This window comes from Pseudomonas sp. M47T1, assembly GCF_000263855.1.
Taxonomy (GTDB): Bacteria; Pseudomonadota; Gammaproteobacteria; order Pseudomonadales; family Pseudomonadaceae; genus Aquipseudomonas.
The window spans coordinates 65,304-81,510 of sequence record NZ_AJWX01000026.1; the positions used below are offsets into that span (position 1 = coordinate 65,304).

Annotated in this window: 14 protein-coding genes; 6 read left to right on the plus strand and 8 right to left on the minus strand. The window is 63.8% G+C overall.

Annotation, left to right across the window (positions count from 1 at the left end):
* Positions 1–53: 53 nt before the first annotated feature.
* Positions 54–1,640 carry an arylsulfatase gene (locus tag PMM47T1_RS22685; RefSeq protein ID WP_008373459.1) on the plus strand — a complete coding sequence of 529 codons (1,587 nt, stop codon included), beginning with the start codon at positions 54–56 and terminating at the stop codon, positions 1,638–1,640.
* Positions 1,641–1,705: 65 nt separating this feature from the next.
* Entirely contained in the window at positions 1,706–2,836 is a 1,131-nt protein-coding gene (locus PMM47T1_RS22690; RefSeq protein WP_008373461.1) for an AI-2E family transporter, read from the plus strand.
* A gap of 110 nt (positions 2,837–2,946) precedes the next feature.
* Here PMM47T1_RS22690 and PMM47T1_RS22695 read toward each other — a convergent pair whose 3' ends face one another.
* The 3 genes from PMM47T1_RS22695 to PMM47T1_RS22705 are packed head-to-tail and all read right to left on the minus strand — an operon-like array spanning position 2,947 to position 5,760.
* Positions 2,947–3,717, minus strand: a complete 771-nt coding sequence (locus PMM47T1_RS22695; protein ID WP_008373463.1) for an ABC transporter ATP-binding protein — start codon at positions 3,715–3,717, stop codon at positions 2,947–2,949.
* Positions 3,711–4,709, minus strand: coding sequence for an ABC transporter permease (locus PMM47T1_RS22700; protein ID WP_008373465.1), 999 nt, complete (start codon positions 4,707–4,709; stop codon positions 3,711–3,713). The genes PMM47T1_RS22695 and PMM47T1_RS22700 overlap by 7 nt, the downstream gene beginning before the upstream one ends.
* The gene (locus PMM47T1_RS22705; RefSeq protein WP_008373467.1) at positions 4,696–5,760 is read right to left on the minus strand and encodes an ABC transporter substrate-binding protein; all 1,065 of its coding nucleotides are present in this window, start codon (positions 5,758–5,760) and stop codon (positions 4,696–4,698) included. Before PMM47T1_RS22705 ends, PMM47T1_RS22700 begins: the two co-directional genes overlap by 14 nt.
* 224 nt (positions 5,761–5,984) lie before the next feature.
* On the opposite strand from PMM47T1_RS22705, the gene PMM47T1_RS22710 reads away from it, so the two are divergent.
* Complete coding sequence (locus tag PMM47T1_RS22710; protein ID WP_008373469.1) at positions 5,985–6,308, plus strand: DUF6388 family protein; 324 nt, start codon at positions 5,985–5,987, stop codon at positions 6,306–6,308.
* 130 nt (positions 6,309–6,438) lie between these two features.
* Here PMM47T1_RS22710 and PMM47T1_RS22715 read toward each other — a convergent pair whose 3' ends face one another.
* Positions 6,439–6,789 carry a type II toxin-antitoxin system VapC family toxin gene (locus PMM47T1_RS22715; protein ID WP_008373470.1) on the minus strand — a complete coding sequence of 117 codons (351 nt, stop codon included), beginning with the start codon at positions 6,787–6,789 and terminating at the stop codon, positions 6,439–6,441.
* Between the two features lie 357 nt (positions 6,790–7,146).
* Between PMM47T1_RS22715 and PMM47T1_RS22720 the strand changes: the two genes are divergently transcribed.
* Complete coding sequence (locus PMM47T1_RS22720) at positions 7,147–7,425, plus strand: hypothetical protein (RefSeq protein ID WP_008373472.1); 279 nt, start codon at positions 7,147–7,149, stop codon at positions 7,423–7,425.
* Between the two features lie 118 nt (positions 7,426–7,543).
* Here the strand turns inward: PMM47T1_RS22720 and PMM47T1_RS29950 are convergent, their stop codons facing one another.
* Both PMM47T1_RS29950 and PMM47T1_RS22730 read right to left on the minus strand, forming a co-directional pair.
* Positions 7,544–8,143, minus strand: coding sequence for a hypothetical protein (locus PMM47T1_RS29950; RefSeq protein ID WP_157213070.1), 600 nt, complete (start codon positions 8,141–8,143; stop codon positions 7,544–7,546).
* A gap of 53 nt (positions 8,144–8,196) precedes the next feature.
* Positions 8,197–8,952 (minus strand): DUF2092 domain-containing protein, encoded by a 756-nt coding sequence (locus tag PMM47T1_RS22730; protein WP_238536649.1) that lies wholly within the window; start codon positions 8,950–8,952, stop codon positions 8,197–8,199.
* A gap of 275 nt (positions 8,953–9,227) precedes the next feature.
* Between PMM47T1_RS22730 and PMM47T1_RS22735 the strand changes: the two genes are divergently transcribed.
* Positions 9,228–10,097 (plus strand): DUF4347 domain-containing protein, encoded by an 870-nt coding sequence (locus tag PMM47T1_RS22735; protein WP_008373479.1) that lies wholly within the window; start codon positions 9,228–9,230, stop codon positions 10,095–10,097.
* Between the two features lie 149 nt (positions 10,098–10,246).
* Here PMM47T1_RS22735 and aspT read toward each other — a convergent pair whose 3' ends face one another.
* Together aspT and PMM47T1_RS22745 are read right to left on the minus strand one after the other, a co-directional pair.
* The gene (aspT, locus tag PMM47T1_RS22740) at positions 10,247–11,938 is read right to left on the minus strand and encodes an aspartate-alanine antiporter (protein ID WP_008373481.1); all 1,692 of its coding nucleotides are present in this window, start codon (positions 11,936–11,938) and stop codon (positions 10,247–10,249) included.
* Between the two features lie 11 nt (positions 11,939–11,949).
* The gene (locus tag PMM47T1_RS22745) at positions 11,950–13,572 is read right to left on the minus strand and encodes a mechanosensitive ion channel family protein (protein WP_008373483.1); all 1,623 of its coding nucleotides are present in this window, start codon (positions 13,570–13,572) and stop codon (positions 11,950–11,952) included.
* Positions 13,573–13,696: 124 nt separating this feature from the next.
* Between PMM47T1_RS22745 and PMM47T1_RS22750 the strand changes: the two genes are divergently transcribed.
* The gene (locus PMM47T1_RS22750) at positions 13,697–16,207 is read left to right on the plus strand and encodes a fused MFS/spermidine synthase (protein ID WP_008373485.1); all 2,511 of its coding nucleotides are present in this window, start codon (positions 13,697–13,699) and stop codon (positions 16,205–16,207) included.

Consider the following 16,207-nt stretch of genomic DNA (forward strand, 5'->3'; position numbering starts at 1 on the left):
CGCAGTAAACGTTTGTCGCAAACACACGACCCCGAGCAAAAGGAGCAAGTCAGATGACTCGCATACGCAAGTGGTTACCGAGCCTCGCCCTGGTGGCGACCTCTGTGATGGCGCTGTCGGCAACCGCCACAGCAGCCGAAAAGCCCAACATTCTGGTGATATTCGGAGACGACATCGGCCAGACCAACGTCAGCGCCTATGGTCAGGGGGTGGTCGGCTACCGCACACCCAACATTGACCGCATCGCCAAGGAAGGCATGATGTTCACCGACTACTACGCGGAGAACAGCTGCACCGCCGGGCGCTCCACGTTCATTACCGGACAGACCGTATTGCGCACGGGCCTGTCCAAGGTAGGCCTGCCAGGCGCCACGGTGGGGCTGCAAAAACGCGACATCACCATTGCCCAGGCGCTCAAGTCCCAGGGTTACGTCACGGCCCAATTCGGCAAGAACCACTTGGGCGACCGGGACGAGTACCTGCCCACCAACCATGGTTTCGACGAGTTCTTTGGTAACCTCTACCACTTGAACGCCGAAGAAGAACCGGAACGGGAAAACTGGCCCAAGGATGAAACCGACTTCACCAAGACTTTTACCCCGCGTGGGGTGATACACAGCTTCGCCGATGGCAAGATCGAAGACACCGGCGCGCTGACCACCAAGCGCATGGAAACCATCGACGACGAAACCACCGCGGCAGCCCAGGCGTACATCGAGAAACAGGCCAAGGCGGACAAGCCGTTCTTTGTCTGGATGAACACCACCCGCATGCACCTGTTCACTCACGTGCGCGATTCGATGCGCGGCCAGAGCGGCATGGCTGGCAATGAATACGCCGACGGCATGGTTGAACATGACGGCGACGTGGGCAAGCTGCTCAAGACCCTCGACGACCTGAAAATCGCCGATAACACCATTGTTATCTACACCACCGACAACGGGCCGAACCAGTTCTCCTGGCCGGACGCGGCGACCACGCCGTTCCGCAATGAGAAAAACTCCAACTGGGAAGGCGCGTACCGGGTGCCGGCAATGATCCGCTGGCCGGGCAAGATCAAGCCGGGCGAGGTCTCCAACGAGCTATTCTCCGGGCTTGACTGGTTCCCTACCCTGCTGGCCGCAGCCGGTGATGGCGACGTGACGAACAAGCTGCTCAAAGGCTGGGCGCCCACCGCCGGCGGCACCTCGTTCAAGGTACACCTGGACGGCTACAACCAACTGCCCTACCTGGAAGGCCAGCAGCCCAAAAGCGAACGCAAGGAGTTCTACTACTTCAACGATGACGGCGCACTGGTTGCCATGCGCTACGGCAACTGGAAAGCAGTGTTTGCCGAGCAGCGTGCACCCGGCGGCTTCGCGGTGTGGAGCAACCCCTTCACCGTGCTGCGCGTACCGAAAATTTTCAACCTGCGCATGGACCCCTACGAGCGTGCCGACGTGGTCTCCGACCAGTATTACGACTGGACCACCAAGAACGTCTACCTCACCGAGGTGGCGGTCATGAAGTCGGCGCAGTTCCTGCAAACCTTCGTCGATTACCCGCCTAGCCAGCGTCCGGCAAGCTTCAGCATCGACCAGGTGCGCGAAGCCGTGGACAAGCAGATCGAAGAGAAAATGAAGACCCAGTCCAAGCAGTGATGCACTAGACCGCCCACCCTCCGGGGTGGGCGTTTTGCTGATCGGCCATCCGCAGGAGCTCTTCCATGAATACCTTGCCCACCGGGCCCGCCACCGTGTCACGACTAATGCTGGACGTGCTGATTCGTGCCGGCCTGATCACCCTGCTGGCGCTGTTTTGCTTTGATATCTTCCAACCATTCCTGAGCCTGGTGCTATGGGCGCTGATTCTGGCGATCACCCTGTACCCGCTCAACCAACGGCTGGCCGCACGCCTGGGCAACCGCCAGGGCCCGGCGGCGATCATCCTGGTGATCATTGGCCTGGCGTGCCTGATCGGCCCCCTGAGCCTGCTGGGGGCCTCCATTGCCCATTCGGTGGAGTCAGGCGTAACCGCGTTCGAGGCCGGCCAACTGGACATCCCCGCGCCCCCCGCCAGCGTGGAGAACTGGCCGCTGATCGGCACGCCGATCTACACCGTGTGGCTGCACGCCTCCCAGGACGTGACCTGGGCCATTCAACAGGTCATGCCCCACCTCAAGGGCTGGAGTGCCATTGCCCTGCACCAGGCCGCCGGCATCGGCGCCGGTATCCTGATGTTCATCGTGGCGTTGCTCATCGCCGGGGTAGTGATGACCCACGGCGCCGCCGGCCAGCGTACCGCCAACGCCATCGCCGCGCGCATCTTCACCCCCGCGCGCGGCCCCCAGGTGGCCACCCTGTGCACCGCCACCATCCGCGCAGTGGCCCAGGGCGTAGTGGGCATCGCCTTTATCCAGATGCTGTTGCTGGGCATCGGTTTCGTGGTGATGGGCATACCGCTGGCCGGGGTGCTGGCCTTGATCGCCCTGCTGCTGGGCATCATCCAGTTGCCGCAGTTGATCCTGACCATCCCCATCGTGATCTACGCGTTCGCCCATTTTGGCAGCGGTGTGGAAACCATTATTTTCGCGGTCTGGACCCTGCTGGCCGGGCTGGCCGACAACGTGCTGAAACCGCTGTTGCTGGGCCGTGGCGTGGCCGTGCCCATGCCGGTGGTGCTGGTGGGCGCGCTGGGCGGCATGGTCAGCAACGGCATCATCGGGTTGTTCATCGGCCCGGTGATTCTGGCCGTGGGCTATGAACTGTTCATGGGCTGGGTGCACCAGCCCCCGGTGGTGACCGGCCAGCCGGCTGGCGAGGCGCAGATCGTGCCCGAACTGCTACCCGGGGATTAGGCATTGTATGCAAAGCATCCACGTCCGGCGCTGCCGCCAGGCGGCGCTGGCCCTGCGCCCCGCCGCAAATCTGCAGCGTACATACAGGCCAGCGCAGCCTTCGGCAGCGGCTACAGGCCTAGGGACTGCAGAATCTGCGTACGCAGGTTGACCAGGTACGGGTCATCACGCCGCCTCGGATACGCCCGATCCACCACAATCTCGGACTTCACCCGCGCCGGCCGTTCGCTGAACACAATGATGCGGTTGGCCAGCAGCAGCGCCTCTTCCACATCGTGCGTCACCAGCAACGCCGTATACCCCTGCCGTTGCCACAACTCGATCAACTCCTTCTGCATGGCAATGCGCGTCAACGAATCCAGCTTGCCCAACGGCTCATCCAGGATCAGCAACCGCGGCTCATTGACCAGCGCCCGCGCCAACGCCACGCGCTGGGCCATGCCGCCCGATAGCTGTCGCGGCCAGGCGCGGGCGAACTCGCTCAGGTGCACCTTGGCCAAGGCCGCGTCCACCCTGCCCCGCTGGGTCTTCAGCACCCCCTGGGCCTCGAGGCCCACCGCCACGTTGTCCCACACCCGCCGCCAGGGATACAGGGTGGGGTCCTGGAACACCACTACGCGGCTCGGGTCCGGCGCCGTGATGGCCTGGCCGTCGCCCTCAAGCGTGCCTCGATCGGCCGGCTCCAGCCCCGCCACCAGCCGCAGCAACGTCGACTTGCCACAGCCGGACGGCCCCAGCAAGGCCACGAATTCGCCTGGCGCTACGTCCAGGCTGACGTTGTCCAATACTGGCAACGGCTCGCCGTCCAGATGGAAGGCATGGCTGAGCCCTTCGATATGCAAGGCCAGGCCCGCGTCCTGGGGTTTGTGCAGGGCTACCATTTGACCGCTCCTTTCTGCCAGGCCAACAAGTGATCACGAACATAAAACAGCGCACTGATCAGCCCCGAACAGGCCAGCGCCATCACCAGCAATGCCGCGTACATATTGGCGTACGCCGCCCAGCCCTGGGCCCATTGCAAGTACCAGCCAATTCCGGATTTGACGCCCATCATCTCGGCCACCACCAGGGTCGAGAATGACGCGCCCAGGCCCATGAACAGACCCACGAACACATGGGGCAAGGCCGCCGGGATCGCCACCTTGAAAATCAGAAAGCCGGGCTTGGCACCCAAGGTGCGCGCCACGTCGTAGTAGGCCTTGTCGACGCTGGCCACCCCCGACCAGGTCAACACCGTGACCGGGAACCAGGTGGCCAGGGCAATCAGGAACACACTGGCGCTCCAGCTGCTGGGGAACAGAAAGAAACACAGCGGCAACAGCGCCGTCGACGGCACCGGCCCCAGTATGCGCAGCACCGGGTGCAACCAATAACCGATGGCCCGCGACCAACCGATCGACACCCCGGCGATGAAGCCGAACACCGCGCCCAGGCCCACGCCACTGCCCAACAGGAAGGCCGAGTGCCAAAGGCTGTCCAGCAGCCGTGGCCAATCGGTGAAGTAGACATTCAGCAAGGCCTGGGGCGGTGCGAAGAATGGCACCGGCAGCAGCGCCAACTTGGCGGTCAACAGCTCCCAGGCTGTCAGCAGCAGCGCCAGGGCGATCAGCCACGGCGCCAGCTCTCGTACCCGGCGCGCCAGGGCCGGCGAGCGTGAGGCCAGCAGCGCCAACGCGCCCATGATCACCGCCAGCGCCAACTCGACATTGGCCAGGCCCTCGGTCAACGGCCAATGGCGCGTGGCGTCGGGGTAAAAACGGGTGACCAGCGCCGCGAGCACCCCAGCGCCCACCGCCAGCACAGGCCACACGCCGACACGCACGCGACCCACTCGGCTGGGTTCAGCAACATGAGTCAGTTCAACCGAAGACATTGGCCGTGATCTCCTTGGAAAATTCGACGGCATTGGTGCTGGCATCGAACACCTCCACTGTCTTCAGGTCGTCCACGTAAGTGACGATCTCGGTAGCCAGCGCCGCGCCTACCGCGTGGTGCCCGTGGGTGTGGTCGTGCAGGATGGCCTGCACCTCGGCCTCGCTGGTATTGAGCGCAAACTTCTGGAAGCCCTTGGCCACAGCCTCCGGGTGCTGCACGGCATAGTCGTGGGCTTCAAGGATGGCCTGGGTCAGGGCCGCTGCCACGCGCCTGTCTTCGCGCACCAGCTTGCCGGTCACCCCCACCACGCAGCAGGACAGGTTGGCGTATTCCTCCACCAGGTTGGTGGACAGCTCGCGCGCCTGGCCGCCCTTGATCAGGCGGTACATGAACGGGTCGCTGCCGCTGATGGCCTGCACTTCGCCCTTGTCCAGGGCGGTGCTCAACAGGTCGGCCGGGTACAGTTTCCACTCCACGTCGCGCACCGGGTCCACGCCGTGCTTCTTCAGCAGGATGGAGAAGAAGTTGCGGTCCGGGGCCGCCATGTCGGTCACGCCAATGGCCTTGCCCTTGAGGTCGGCCAGGTTGTTGATCGGGCCGTTGGTGGCGCTCAGCAAACGCAGGCAACCGCCATGGGTACCGGCGGTGAGCTTGACGTCAAAGCCCTGCTCAAGCGCCTTGAGCCAGCGCAGTGCCATGCCGATGCCGGCGTCAGCCTTGCCGGTGGCGATGGCTTCGAGCAACACCTCGGTGGAGTTGCCGAAGTTGACGAACTCCACGTCCAGGTTGTGCTTGGTAAAAAAACCTTCGCCATGGGCGATGACCACCGGTGCCAGGCACACGGCGTTGAGGTTGATGGCCAGCTTGAGCTTGCGTGGCGCGTCCAGCTTGATGAAATCACCGGTGCCCCCGGGCTCGACGCTGCTCATGTTCATGTGGTCGTGCTCATCGGCCCAGACCTTTCGGGGTAGCGACAGCAACAGCGGGCTGGCCAGGGCAAAAGCGCCCAAGCCCAGCAGATGGCGGCGAGACAAGGTGTTCGTTGACATGGAGATTCCCTGGGCAAGACGGGGGTGTTCGGGTCCGCACGCACGGTCGCCGAGGGTATTTCTTAGAACCATAACACTGGATTTTTAATAATTTAAATTCATTTAATGCATAACCTAATATGCAAAAAAAACCAGCAATACGCGATTCCCGCTGCCGCCAGGCTGCGCTGGCCCGTAACGACACTGATAGACTAAAGCCACCACAGCCCAGCGACAGGTAAAAGATGATCGACCCCGAACAGCGCCACCCCGCCGCCCTGGAACGCTTCCTCGCCGAACACGACGAGGTACGCCAGCAACTGGACCACCTCAACCCGCTGCTGGCCCAGGCGGCCGGCATGACCGCCGCCCAATACCGCGCCGAGCGCCTGCACGAGGCGTTCGAGTTGGAGGCCGAGAACCTGGGGTTATTTGCCTGGGAGCTAACCTTGCAACTGACAGCGGCCACGCCTGAGGAATTTCAGGCACAGCGTATCGAAGTGCACAAGGAAGTGGCCGAGATGGCGGGCATGAGCTGGGATGAGTATCGCGAGTTGTATGGGCTTTGAGGGCCAAGGACTCGAACGGGACTATGACCGCTATAACCCCGTCCCGAGCTCCGCCCGGTCCCCCAGCCATCTAAGCGACCGCCATGCTCTGGCGACAGAACACGGCGTTGGACGGGTGTGACGAAAACGCTTAAATACCCCAGGGATCAATGACCTCAATACCGCAACCGACGAAGTCTTTCACATTGCGCGTGGCAAGACTTGCACCACGAGACTTGGCGATCGCAGCGGTCATTGCGTCAAATTGGCTGATAGGTTTGCCCTGAGCCTTTCGATTGGCACAAATCTGCGCATAAGCGTCTGCCGCATCACCATCAAAACACATCACTCGACCAGCAAAATCCTCATTGAAGATTCCCGAGATGGCTGCCAAGAGGGAAAGCTTGCGTTGCCCATCCGGCAAGGCAGTAGCACCGTACAGCAATTCAGCTTTCGTCACCGTGGTAGTAAAACGGCAGCGCGCGGCTGTCGCGACAACCATTCCAAGACTTGCTCGTGAGGCGCGCGCCGCAACGTTTCAGACAATACATTCGCTCAGGCATGAACAGTACAGCATGATGACACACAGGACTTGCACAGCCCCCCTCCCAACGCTACCCTTCGCGCCGTTGCCCACATGGCGACAGGGTTTGGCGACCCTCATCCACCCAGCGCTTGCGCGCCTAGACTGCACCACGCCCACCGGGCCGTGGCGTATTGCTATGGCAGCTGTGCGCGGGAGATCTTCGGATCTGCCGGGGTTGGGATGGACCGGTTCGCCAACCCGCGTACAGCTGCCACCCTATCGTTTGGCGACGATGGGTGGTGGATCAACATCCATCCTGCAAAGAGATTCACCATGACTGACTTTATTCAGTTGGACCCTGCCGACCCTGTTCTTCACCTAGATGCTGGTGCTTCGCTGCCAGACCTGATCGCGTGCGCCTTGAGGCGCATAAACACTGGGAAAGAGTTGCTCAACAGCATGACGTGCATGCGATTGGCGGATGCCGACACCCAAGACCTGAACAGCGTGTGCGACGCAGCCTATCGATTGATCGAGGACGGTAGCCAGGTTCTCGTGCTGGCTGAGCGACGCTGGCAACGAGACCAAACAGGCGTTGCCGTAAACCGCTAACCACCGCCGCTGCCGCCAGGCTGCGATAAGGTCCGCAGGACCTTCATCGGTGTCATGTCGATCGCAGGCACGCTGTGCGCGCCTTCGCAGCCTGACGGCAGCTTCTTGGGTGGTAGCCCTAGGGCGCGTTGACCACGATGTAAGTGATCTCGCTGCCTTGGTACTGTGGCTGGTACCACGCCGATCCGCATTGCAGGTAGGCGATGTTACTGCGCACGATCTGCACGCAGTTACTGGGCAATTGCGCCGGCCGCACAATGGCCCCGACTACTGCGGCGGTCACCACGGCGGTTGCCGTGACGGCGGCGGCGGTGGCAACCGGGTGGTAGTAGTGGTCGTAGTCGTAGTGATCGTGGTGGTCGTCATAATGATCATCGTGGTGGTCGTTGTGATGACTGTCGTGGTGGTCATCATGACCGTGGCCATGATCGTCGCTGTCCAGGTGCACATCGCGGTGATTGTCGACGTTGACGGTGTTGTGGCTGTTGTTGAAGGACGCGTGATTGCCCATGCGGTTGTTACTGTTGCTGCCGTGAGGGGCGTTCACGCGGTTACCGCCATTGAAGTGAGCCCCCCCGCCCTGGCCACCGAAACCTCCACCGCCCATATGACTGGCGCGTTGCGCGTGGGCCGGTGGCGCACGGTTGATGGACGCCCGGGCGTTACCGCGGGCATGGGACCAGGCTTCGGCGGGGCCTGCGGGTATCAATACCATCATGGTTGCGCTAAGCACGGTAAGCAATGAGATCTGCGCGACTGTCCTGGCCATAATCATTGCGCCCCTTCGTTGGTTTTTTTCAACGCAATGGCGACATCGCCCTTGCGCGGTACAAAGGTGAACATGCTTGGGGTGATGACCGGGTGCAGGTTCCAGCGATAGGTGGCACTGGATTCCGGAAAGCTGGGGTCATCGGTGGTGGTAATCACCAGCTTGCACGGCAGCGGTTTGTCACTGCGGGTGATCCATAACTGCCAGTCGGTATTTTCCTGGCGAAAAGCCAGATGATCACAGCGTTGGCCATTGATGTTCGAGGGCCCCACATAGACCGCACTTTTCAGCGCATCGATTTGTGCCTGGTCGCTGCCGAACAGGAACAAGTCTTCCATCGGCACCTGAATGTCATAATAGTGTTCCACCTCATGCAGGGTGTCGGCCAGGTTATTGGGCGCCGCCACCGTGGTGTAGTACTGCAGGCGCGGTGAATACTGAGTGAGCTGTTTGCCGTTGTAATAATATTCAAGGCTGCGGGTATCGCCGTCAGCCTTGGCGTAGAGCCTTTTCTTGCTGTCCACCAGCAGGCGCGCGAGTACTTGAATCTGTATCTTTTGCCCGGTGTCCAGCACCGTGTCGCGGGTCACCAGGGCCTGTACTTCGAACGCTGGCAAACTGCGCAAGTAAGTGCCCATGTCGATCACTTTGTTGATGACCTGCGGGTTGAGCACGGGCGCATCGCTGTCTTCCTGCGCCTGCGCGGTTACTGTCAGGCCGGCGACTAACAGCCATGAATAACAAAGATGGCATTTCATCATCATCCCTCATCTTCAACGAACCAATGCTGGTATTGCCAAGCATATTCCAGCGGGTCGTAGAAGGGTTTAGCCGTCGAACTAGCTTTTTGTCGTGCCGCCACTAGACGCTTTCTTCATAAGCACTATCGCGCCCTGCTGCCGTTAGCACTGCCGGCCACTCTGCGATGTCGGGATGCCTGCGATCACTGGCAACTTCCTTGAAAGCTTCTACATTAGATATGTAATTTTTCAGACACACAGCCGACTGTTGAACGTGTCGTGACGGAGCCACCATGTCCATTACCGGCCGCTTGTCGACCACCGCTCACCTGCGCCCGCACCGCCAGGCGCTGGCGCTGGAACCGCGCATTCTGTTCGACGGCGCGGCGGCCACGGCGGCCACTGATCAGCATCATGTCGACGCCCCTACAACGGATGCGGCCCATGCCACCACCACCGACCCCGCCAAGGCCGCCACTGACCACAGCCCTGCCCCCTCGGCCACCCGCGCCCTGCTGGTGATCGACAGCCGCGTGGAAAACCGCGACCAGCTGTTGGCGCAGCTGCCCAGCGACGTCAAGGCCATCGTGGTGAACACCAGCGAAGACGGTTTGGCGGTGATTTCCGCCGCCTTGGCACAACTGGGCAAGGTCGATTCGATCCAGGTGATTTCCCACGGCGCGGCGGGCCAGTTCACCCTTGGCAACCGCACCGTCAGCGCCGACAACGTCGACCAGTTGTCCAGCACCCTGGAGCAGTGGCGCGCCAGCCCCCTCATAGACCCGCGCAGCTGGCAAGTGGACGCCTACGTGGCCCAGGACCGGGTGCACCTCATTACCGCCGGGGCCGCCGTGCGTTTCTACCCCGACGGCCAGGCCAGCGCCGTGACCGGCCATGTGCTGCAGATCAGCAGCACCCGTGCCGGCCAGCTGTCCCACCGCATGCTCTCCTCGCACTACGGCGGCCCCGTGCCGGCACCCTCGGCCGAGCACCCCCTGGTGCCGGGCGCGGCACTGTTTCAGGTGCGCATCCAGCTCGACGAACCCTTGCCTTCCTGGCGCGAAACCCGCGGCCATTTGAAGATCGAAGGCGAACAGCGCAGCCTGCTGGCCGACGGCGCCACCCATTTGCTGGCGGTGCTGATGCGCGAAAGCGGATTCTGACCGGCTGCGACTACACAGGTGCGCAACCCACCGGACTCCCTGTTTGCCCAACATCAGGCCGGCACCCGGCATAGACCGGACACATGGCTGAGCGGTGTGCCGACCCAGCAAAAAGTTACCAAAAAGGTCTCGCCCCTGCGTGGGATGGCCTACCCCGCCACCACAAAGATAATCACCGGGCCGCACACGGCCAGCAGCACGTTGGAAATCGCGTAGCACACGGTAAAGCCGATCACCGGGGTATTGCTGCCCGACTGTTCGATGATCTTGTTCATCGATGCGGCCTCGGTCTGTGCGCCGGCCAAGGCACCGAACAGGATCATCGGGTGCAGGCGCAGCACGTAGCGCCCCACGTACAGCGCCACCAATGACGGCAGCACGGTGACCACCGCCCCGGACACCAGCAATTGCAGGCCTTGCTCTTTCATGGCGGCAAAGGCCGCCGGGCCGGCCAGCAGGCCCACCACGGCGCCGAAGGCGGTGAGCCCGAACTCGGAGAACGCCCATTGCGCGGCCGGCGGCAAGGTGCCGATCTCCGGGTGGCGAGAGTTGTACCAGCCAATCACCAGGGCGGCGACCAGCACGCCGCCGCCAATACCCAGTTCCACGGGGATCATGCCGATGTGGGTGGACAGCAAACCCAGCAACGAACCCAGCACCATGCCCAGGGTGTGCACGGCGATGTCGCTTTTGTAGCTGTGCTCGCGGATGCGCCCCAGCCGGTGTGCCAGGGCCTCGATGCTGGCAGTACGCCCGGTCAGGGTGATCACGTCGCCACGGCGCAACACGGTGTGCGGCAACAGCGGCAGTTCATAGCCCTGGCGAGTGATGGCGTTGATAAAACAACCCAGGCGCTGCTGCCCCTGCACGCTGGCCTTGACCTGGTCCAGGGTCTTGCCGGCCAGCGCTGGCGCCGTCAGCACGATGTCGGCCTGGCGGGTGGCGAACGACAAGGCCTGGGAGTGATCGATTTCCGCCCCTAGCCACTGGGTCAACGTGCCCACCGCCTCGCGCAGGGCGTACACCCCCACCACGTCACCGGCCAGCAGGGTCAACCCCTCGTCTCGGTCGATGACCTGCCCGGCACGCACCACGCGCTCCACCGTCAGCGACGGGTGGCGCGCCTCGAAGTCAGCGATGCGCAAGCCGTCGGCCTGGCCATGGGCTGCCACCTGATGGGCCCGAACCACGATGCGGGTATAGGGCACCGTGAAGGCGTCTTCTTCCTTGGCAATGCCCAGTTCCAGTTCCAGCTCCCGGGCCGAGGCCTTCAGGTCCACGCCCAGCAACTTGGGCGCCACGCTGCCGACAAACACGATGAGGCCGATGGTGCCGAACAGGTAGGTGATGGCGTAGGCGATCGCCATGTGGCTGTTGAGTTGCGCCTTGGCTGCGGCATCCACGGCCAACTGGTTGATGGCGCTGGTGGCGGTGCCCATGATTGCCGTGTCGGTCAGCGCGCCAGCGCCCAGCCCGGCGGTGAAGCCTGCGTCGAAATGGAACAGCGCGTTCATCAGCAGGATCGAGCCCAGCGCCGTGGCGCACAGCACCACACTGAGCACCACCAGTTTCAGCGTGCCGCGGTTAAGGCTGCCAAAAAACTCCGGGCCGCTCTTGAACCCCACCGCATAGATAAACATCACGAAAAACACCGACTTGAGCCCCGTCGGCACCTCCAGTCCGATCTGGCCAATCACCAGCCCCATGAGCAGGGCCCCCGCCACCGAGCCCAGGTGAAAGCTGCCCAGGCGTATGCGGCCGATGAACACGCCCAGTGCAATGGCCAGGAACACGGCGATTTCGGGGTCGGTGCGCAGGGCATGAAGCACAAACTCAACCATGGGGCGGCCTTCTATTGAGGGGGGGCGACGTCTTTCGGGGCCTGCGCCGGGGCGGTGAACCATTGCTCCGGCGGTACCCACTTCTGCGCCTCGGGATCGCCCAGGTAATGCGGCGACATGATCTGCACGCCGTATTCGTTGAATACATCCTGAATGTTGGCGTGCAACATGCTCAGCAGCACGGCGCGTGGCCGCGGCTCGCTGGGGATGGCCTGGGCCACCAGGCGGTACTCGGGGTAGAAGTCCGACAGGGCAGTCTGGAACACCTGCGCCGGTGGGTCCTCGAGCACGCCGGGGGTGCGCCGGGCCGCTTCCAGCAACATGCCTTCCACCTGGCGCCAGGGCGTGTCGTAGCCGATGGTGACCACGGTGTCGACCACGTAGCCGGGGCCCTTCACCGCCCGCGAATAGTTTTTCGTCACCGTGCCGGTGATCATCGAGTTAGGCAGTGTCAGCACTTCCCCCAGCCCGGTGCGGATACGCGTGGTGAACATGCCCAGCTCGGTCACGGTGCCCTCGTATTCGCCAATGCGCACGAACTCGCCAGGGCGCAGGGTGCGCGTGTAGGTCAGGATCAGCCCGGCCGCAGCCTGGCCCACCACGCTGGTAGCGCCCAGGGAAATCATCAGGCCAATCAGCACCGACAGGCCCTTGAAGGCATCGGTACCTGCCCCCGGCAGGTACGGGTAGGCCATGGCCAGGGCGAACAGCCAGATGGCCAGGGAGGTCAGGCGCTGGGTGGGTTTGAGGGTTTCATGGTTGAGCCAGTTGAAGGTGCCGGGCGTGGACATGCGCCGCAGCACCCGACGGCTGAAGGCCGTGACACCGCGGGCGATGAAAAAGATCGCCAGCGCCACGCCCAGGCCCGGCACCGCCCCCACCATGCCTTGCAACAGGTAGTCGGCAAGCTCGAACAGGTACTTGTTCAGGCTTTCGCCCCAAGGCCGGGTGTAGGGAAAACGGGACAGCACGAAGCCGAGCCATTCATAGGTCAGCAGCAGCACGATACCCCAGCGCAACAGGGCGAACACGCGGGTGACCAAGGGGTACAGAAAGTTGGCGTCCACCAGTTGCACACGCCCCACCTTCAGCGCCTGGGTATGGCGGTGCATCACTGCCGGCAAACGCGCCAGCAGCCAACGCCGCACGCGCGTCATGGCCCACAGCGCGGCCACGTACACCAGGGTGGCCAGAGCGGCGACGCCCAGGGCGTGCACCATCACCTTAACGCTGCGCGCCTCACCGGTTTCATCCACCACCTGGCGCAGGCGCGCCGCAGCGTCTTCGGCGGCCTGCTGCACCGACGCATACTCCACACCGTCAAGGTCTTTGGGCGATACGATGAACGCACGTCGCGCACCCAGCAGCACCAGGTAACTGTCCTGAATGGGGTCGATGGTCACGGCCAGCTCATCCGTCTCGTCCAACGCTTCGCTGATTACCGCCTGGGCGCGTTTGGCCCGAGTGGCTGGCGCTTCGCCCAGCAACGTGCCACGAAAGACCATGACCACGCGGTTCGCCACCTTCAGTTCGCCCGGCGCATCCACCGGCTCTGCGACGTCGGCGCTCCAGGCCAGAAACGGCCAGGCCAGGGTGGCCACGAGCAACAGGCGAGCGAGCAGTGAGCTACGCATTTGGGTGACTCCTTGACGTCACGGGGACGGACACAGATCGCAGCGTAGTCGATAAATTTTGCGCTAGCATTAGTCGCTATCGTTGCCGCTGTGACGCCCGATTGTTGATGACAAGGAAGCGCCATTGAAAACCGACTCTATCGCTCGCCCCCACGCCACTGCCGTACCGCTCAACAGCATTCACAGCGCCACCCTGGTGTTGCTGTTGTCTGGCTGCGCCGCGCTGATTTACCAGGTGCTGTGGATCAAGCAATTATCCCTGGTGGTGGGCGTGGAGGTGTATGCGATCACCACGGGTATCAGCGCCTTTTTCGCCGGGCTGGGCCTGGGCAGTTATGTGTTTGGCCGCTTCGCCGACCGCCAACTGCGGCCGGTGCTGTTGTATGCGCTGCTGGAGCTGGCGGTGGCCTTGCTGGGCATAGCCACCACCTGGCTGCTGACCCCGGCCGCCGCCTGGTTCGTGGCCTGGCAAGCGAACGTCGGCTTGCTGGCCTGGGCCCTGCCCTTCGCACTGGTACTGATACCGGCGACCCTGATGGGCGGTACCCTGCCGGTGCTGATTCACGCCCTGACGCCCAGCGCCGAACACACCGCCCATTACGGCGGCCGCCTATACGCCGCCAATACCGCCGGCGCCATCGTCGGCACCCTGGTGAGTGCTTTCGTGTTGATTCCCGCGTTCGGCATGCGCGGCAGCGCCGCCGCAGCCGCCACCCTGAACCTGGTGGCGGCGGTGCTCGCGCTGGGGCTGGTGCGCGCACCGGGCCGCGAGCCGGCCGCAGCCGCAGCGCCCAGCACCACACGCGGCCCTCGCCTGCCGCTGGTGCTGTATGCCTTGGCTGGCGGCGTGGCGCTGGGTTATGAATTGATCTGGACCCAGTCGATCGTGCCGTTCATGAGCACCCGCACCTTTGCCTTTGCCGTGGTGCTGAGCACTTACCTGGCCGGCCTGGTACTGGGCAGCGCCCTGATCGCCCGGCGGGCCGCGCGGGTGCGCGACCCCTGGGGCCTGTTCGCCGTGCTGATCGCCGCGGCCGGCCTGCTGGCGCTGCTGGAAATCGCCCTGCTGGGGCATTGGCTGGTGGCGTTGCAAGGCCACGCCCAGGGCCTGGTGCGCGCCTTGGGCGGCAGCATGACCGAAGTCATGCTGGCGCGCTTCGCGGTGGCTGCGGTGGGGGTGGTATTGCTGCCCACGCTGTTGCTGGGGGCGGCGTTCCCACTGGCGTTGCGCTTGTGCGTGGTGCCCGGCCGGGTGGGTCACGGCGTAGGCGCGGTATTGGCGTTCAATACCCTGGGTGGCATCGTGGGCGTACTGCTCAGCGGCCTGGTGCTGGTGCCGTGGCTGGGCCTGGTGCACAGCCTTGGGGTGCTGGCCGTGGCTGCCGGGCTGATCGGCCTGGCCGCCGTGTGGAAGCGCCCCGGCGTCAGCCGTGCGCACTGGCGTGGCGTGGTGACCCTGGCACTGGCCGCCCTGGTGCTGGCGGCGGTGACGCCCGCCGACAAGCTGGCGCAACTGCTGCCCGGCGCCCAGCAAGGCAGCCTGGTGTTTTACCAGGAAGGCCGCGGCGGCACGGTGGCCGTGGTCACCCAGGGACAGAGCGGCCGGCGCTTCAACCGCCTTTATATTCAGGGGGTATCGAACACCGGTGACGCCATGCCGTCGCTGCGCTACATGCGCTTGCAGGCCCTGCTGCCGTTGCTGATCCATAACGGCGAACCACGCTCGGCGCTGGTGATCGGCCTGGGCACCGGCATCACCGCCGGCGCCCTGTCGCAGTACCCGGGGCTGGAACACCGGGTGGTGGCCGAACTGCTGCCCGCAGTGGTGCAAGCGGCGCACCTGTTCACCGGCAACTTCAATGCCGGTACCGACCCAGGCCTGGAGATCCGTCTGCGCGATGGCCGCCGGGAACTGCTGGGCAACGCCCAACAGTACGACCTGATCACCCTTGAGCCGCCACCGCCCTCGGCCGCCGGTGTGGTGAACCTGTACTCGCGCGACTTCTACCAACTGGCCGCTTCGCGCCTCAATGAACAGGGCCTGGTGGCCCAGTGGCTGCCGTTGCCCACGCAGAACCTGGAGGAAAGCCGGGCGCTGGTGCGCAGCTTCCTCGACGTGTTTCCCTACGCAACGCTATGGACCAGTGAGCTGCACGAAACCCTGTTGATCGGCTCTCTGTCGCCCATCGAACTGGACGTGGGGCGCATCAGCGAACGCTTCAACCAGCCCGGCGTGCGCGACGCCCTGCAAGCCGTGGGCATTGCGTCGCCGGCCGCACTGCTGGCCACCTGGCTGACCGACCGCAATGGCCTGAACACCTTTGCCGGCGAGGCGCAGGCAGTCACCGATGACTGGCCGCGCATCGAATACGCCCCCTGGGTAAGCCCCGACGAACTGACCCGCACACTGCCGGCCCTGCTGGCATTGCAGCGCCCGCTGCCGCTGGTGGGCAGCAGCGACGACTTCAACGCGCGGGTCAGTGAACATCGGCAACGTCTGCAACAGTTCTACCGGGCCAGCCTGCATGCCTATCAGGGCGAGCGTGAGGCCTGGTTCAAAGACATGCGCGACGTGGCGCGCGGGGATGGCAGCAACCCGTACTATCGCTGGTTTTTGGGCTCTGCGCGTGAGTAG

Excerpts from the sequence above, each read along its gene's own strand:
- PMM47T1_RS22685 (WP_008373459.1), top strand. The coding sequence starts at position 54 with ATGACTCGCATACGCAAGTGGTTACCGAGCCTCGCCCTGGTGGCGACC.
- PMM47T1_RS22690 (WP_008373461.1), top strand. The coding sequence starts at position 1,706 with ATGAATACCTTGCCCACCGGGCCCGCCACCGTGTCACGACTAATGCTG.
- PMM47T1_RS22695 (WP_008373463.1), bottom strand. The coding sequence starts at position 3,717 with ATGGTAGCCCTGCACAAACCCCAGGACGCGGGCCTGGCCTTGCATATC.
- PMM47T1_RS22700 (WP_008373465.1), bottom strand. The coding sequence starts at position 4,709 with ATGTCTTCGGTTGAACTGACTCATGTTGCTGAACCCAGCCGAGTGGGT.
- PMM47T1_RS22705 (WP_008373467.1), bottom strand. The coding sequence starts at position 5,760 with ATGTCAACGAACACCTTGTCTCGCCGCCATCTGCTGGGCTTGGGCGCT.
- PMM47T1_RS22710 (WP_008373469.1), top strand. The coding sequence starts at position 5,985 with ATGATCGACCCCGAACAGCGCCACCCCGCCGCCCTGGAACGCTTCCTC.
- PMM47T1_RS22715 (WP_008373470.1), bottom strand. The coding sequence starts at position 6,789 with ATGGTTGTCGCGACAGCCGCGCGCTGCCGTTTTACTACCACGGTGACG.
- PMM47T1_RS22720 (WP_008373472.1), top strand. The coding sequence starts at position 7,147 with ATGACTGACTTTATTCAGTTGGACCCTGCCGACCCTGTTCTTCACCTA.
- PMM47T1_RS29950 (WP_157213070.1), bottom strand. The coding sequence starts at position 8,143 with ATGATGGTATTGATACCCGCAGGCCCCGCCGAAGCCTGGTCCCATGCC.
- PMM47T1_RS22730 (WP_238536649.1), bottom strand. The coding sequence starts at position 8,952 with ATGAAATGCCATCTTTGTTATTCATGGCTGTTAGTCGCCGGCCTGACA.
- PMM47T1_RS22735 (WP_008373479.1), top strand. The coding sequence starts at position 9,228 with ATGTCCATTACCGGCCGCTTGTCGACCACCGCTCACCTGCGCCCGCAC.
- aspT (WP_008373481.1), bottom strand. The coding sequence starts at position 11,938 with ATGGTTGAGTTTGTGCTTCATGCCCTGCGCACCGACCCCGAAATCGCC.
- PMM47T1_RS22745 (WP_008373483.1), bottom strand. The coding sequence starts at position 13,572 with ATGCGTAGCTCACTGCTCGCTCGCCTGTTGCTCGTGGCCACCCTGGCC.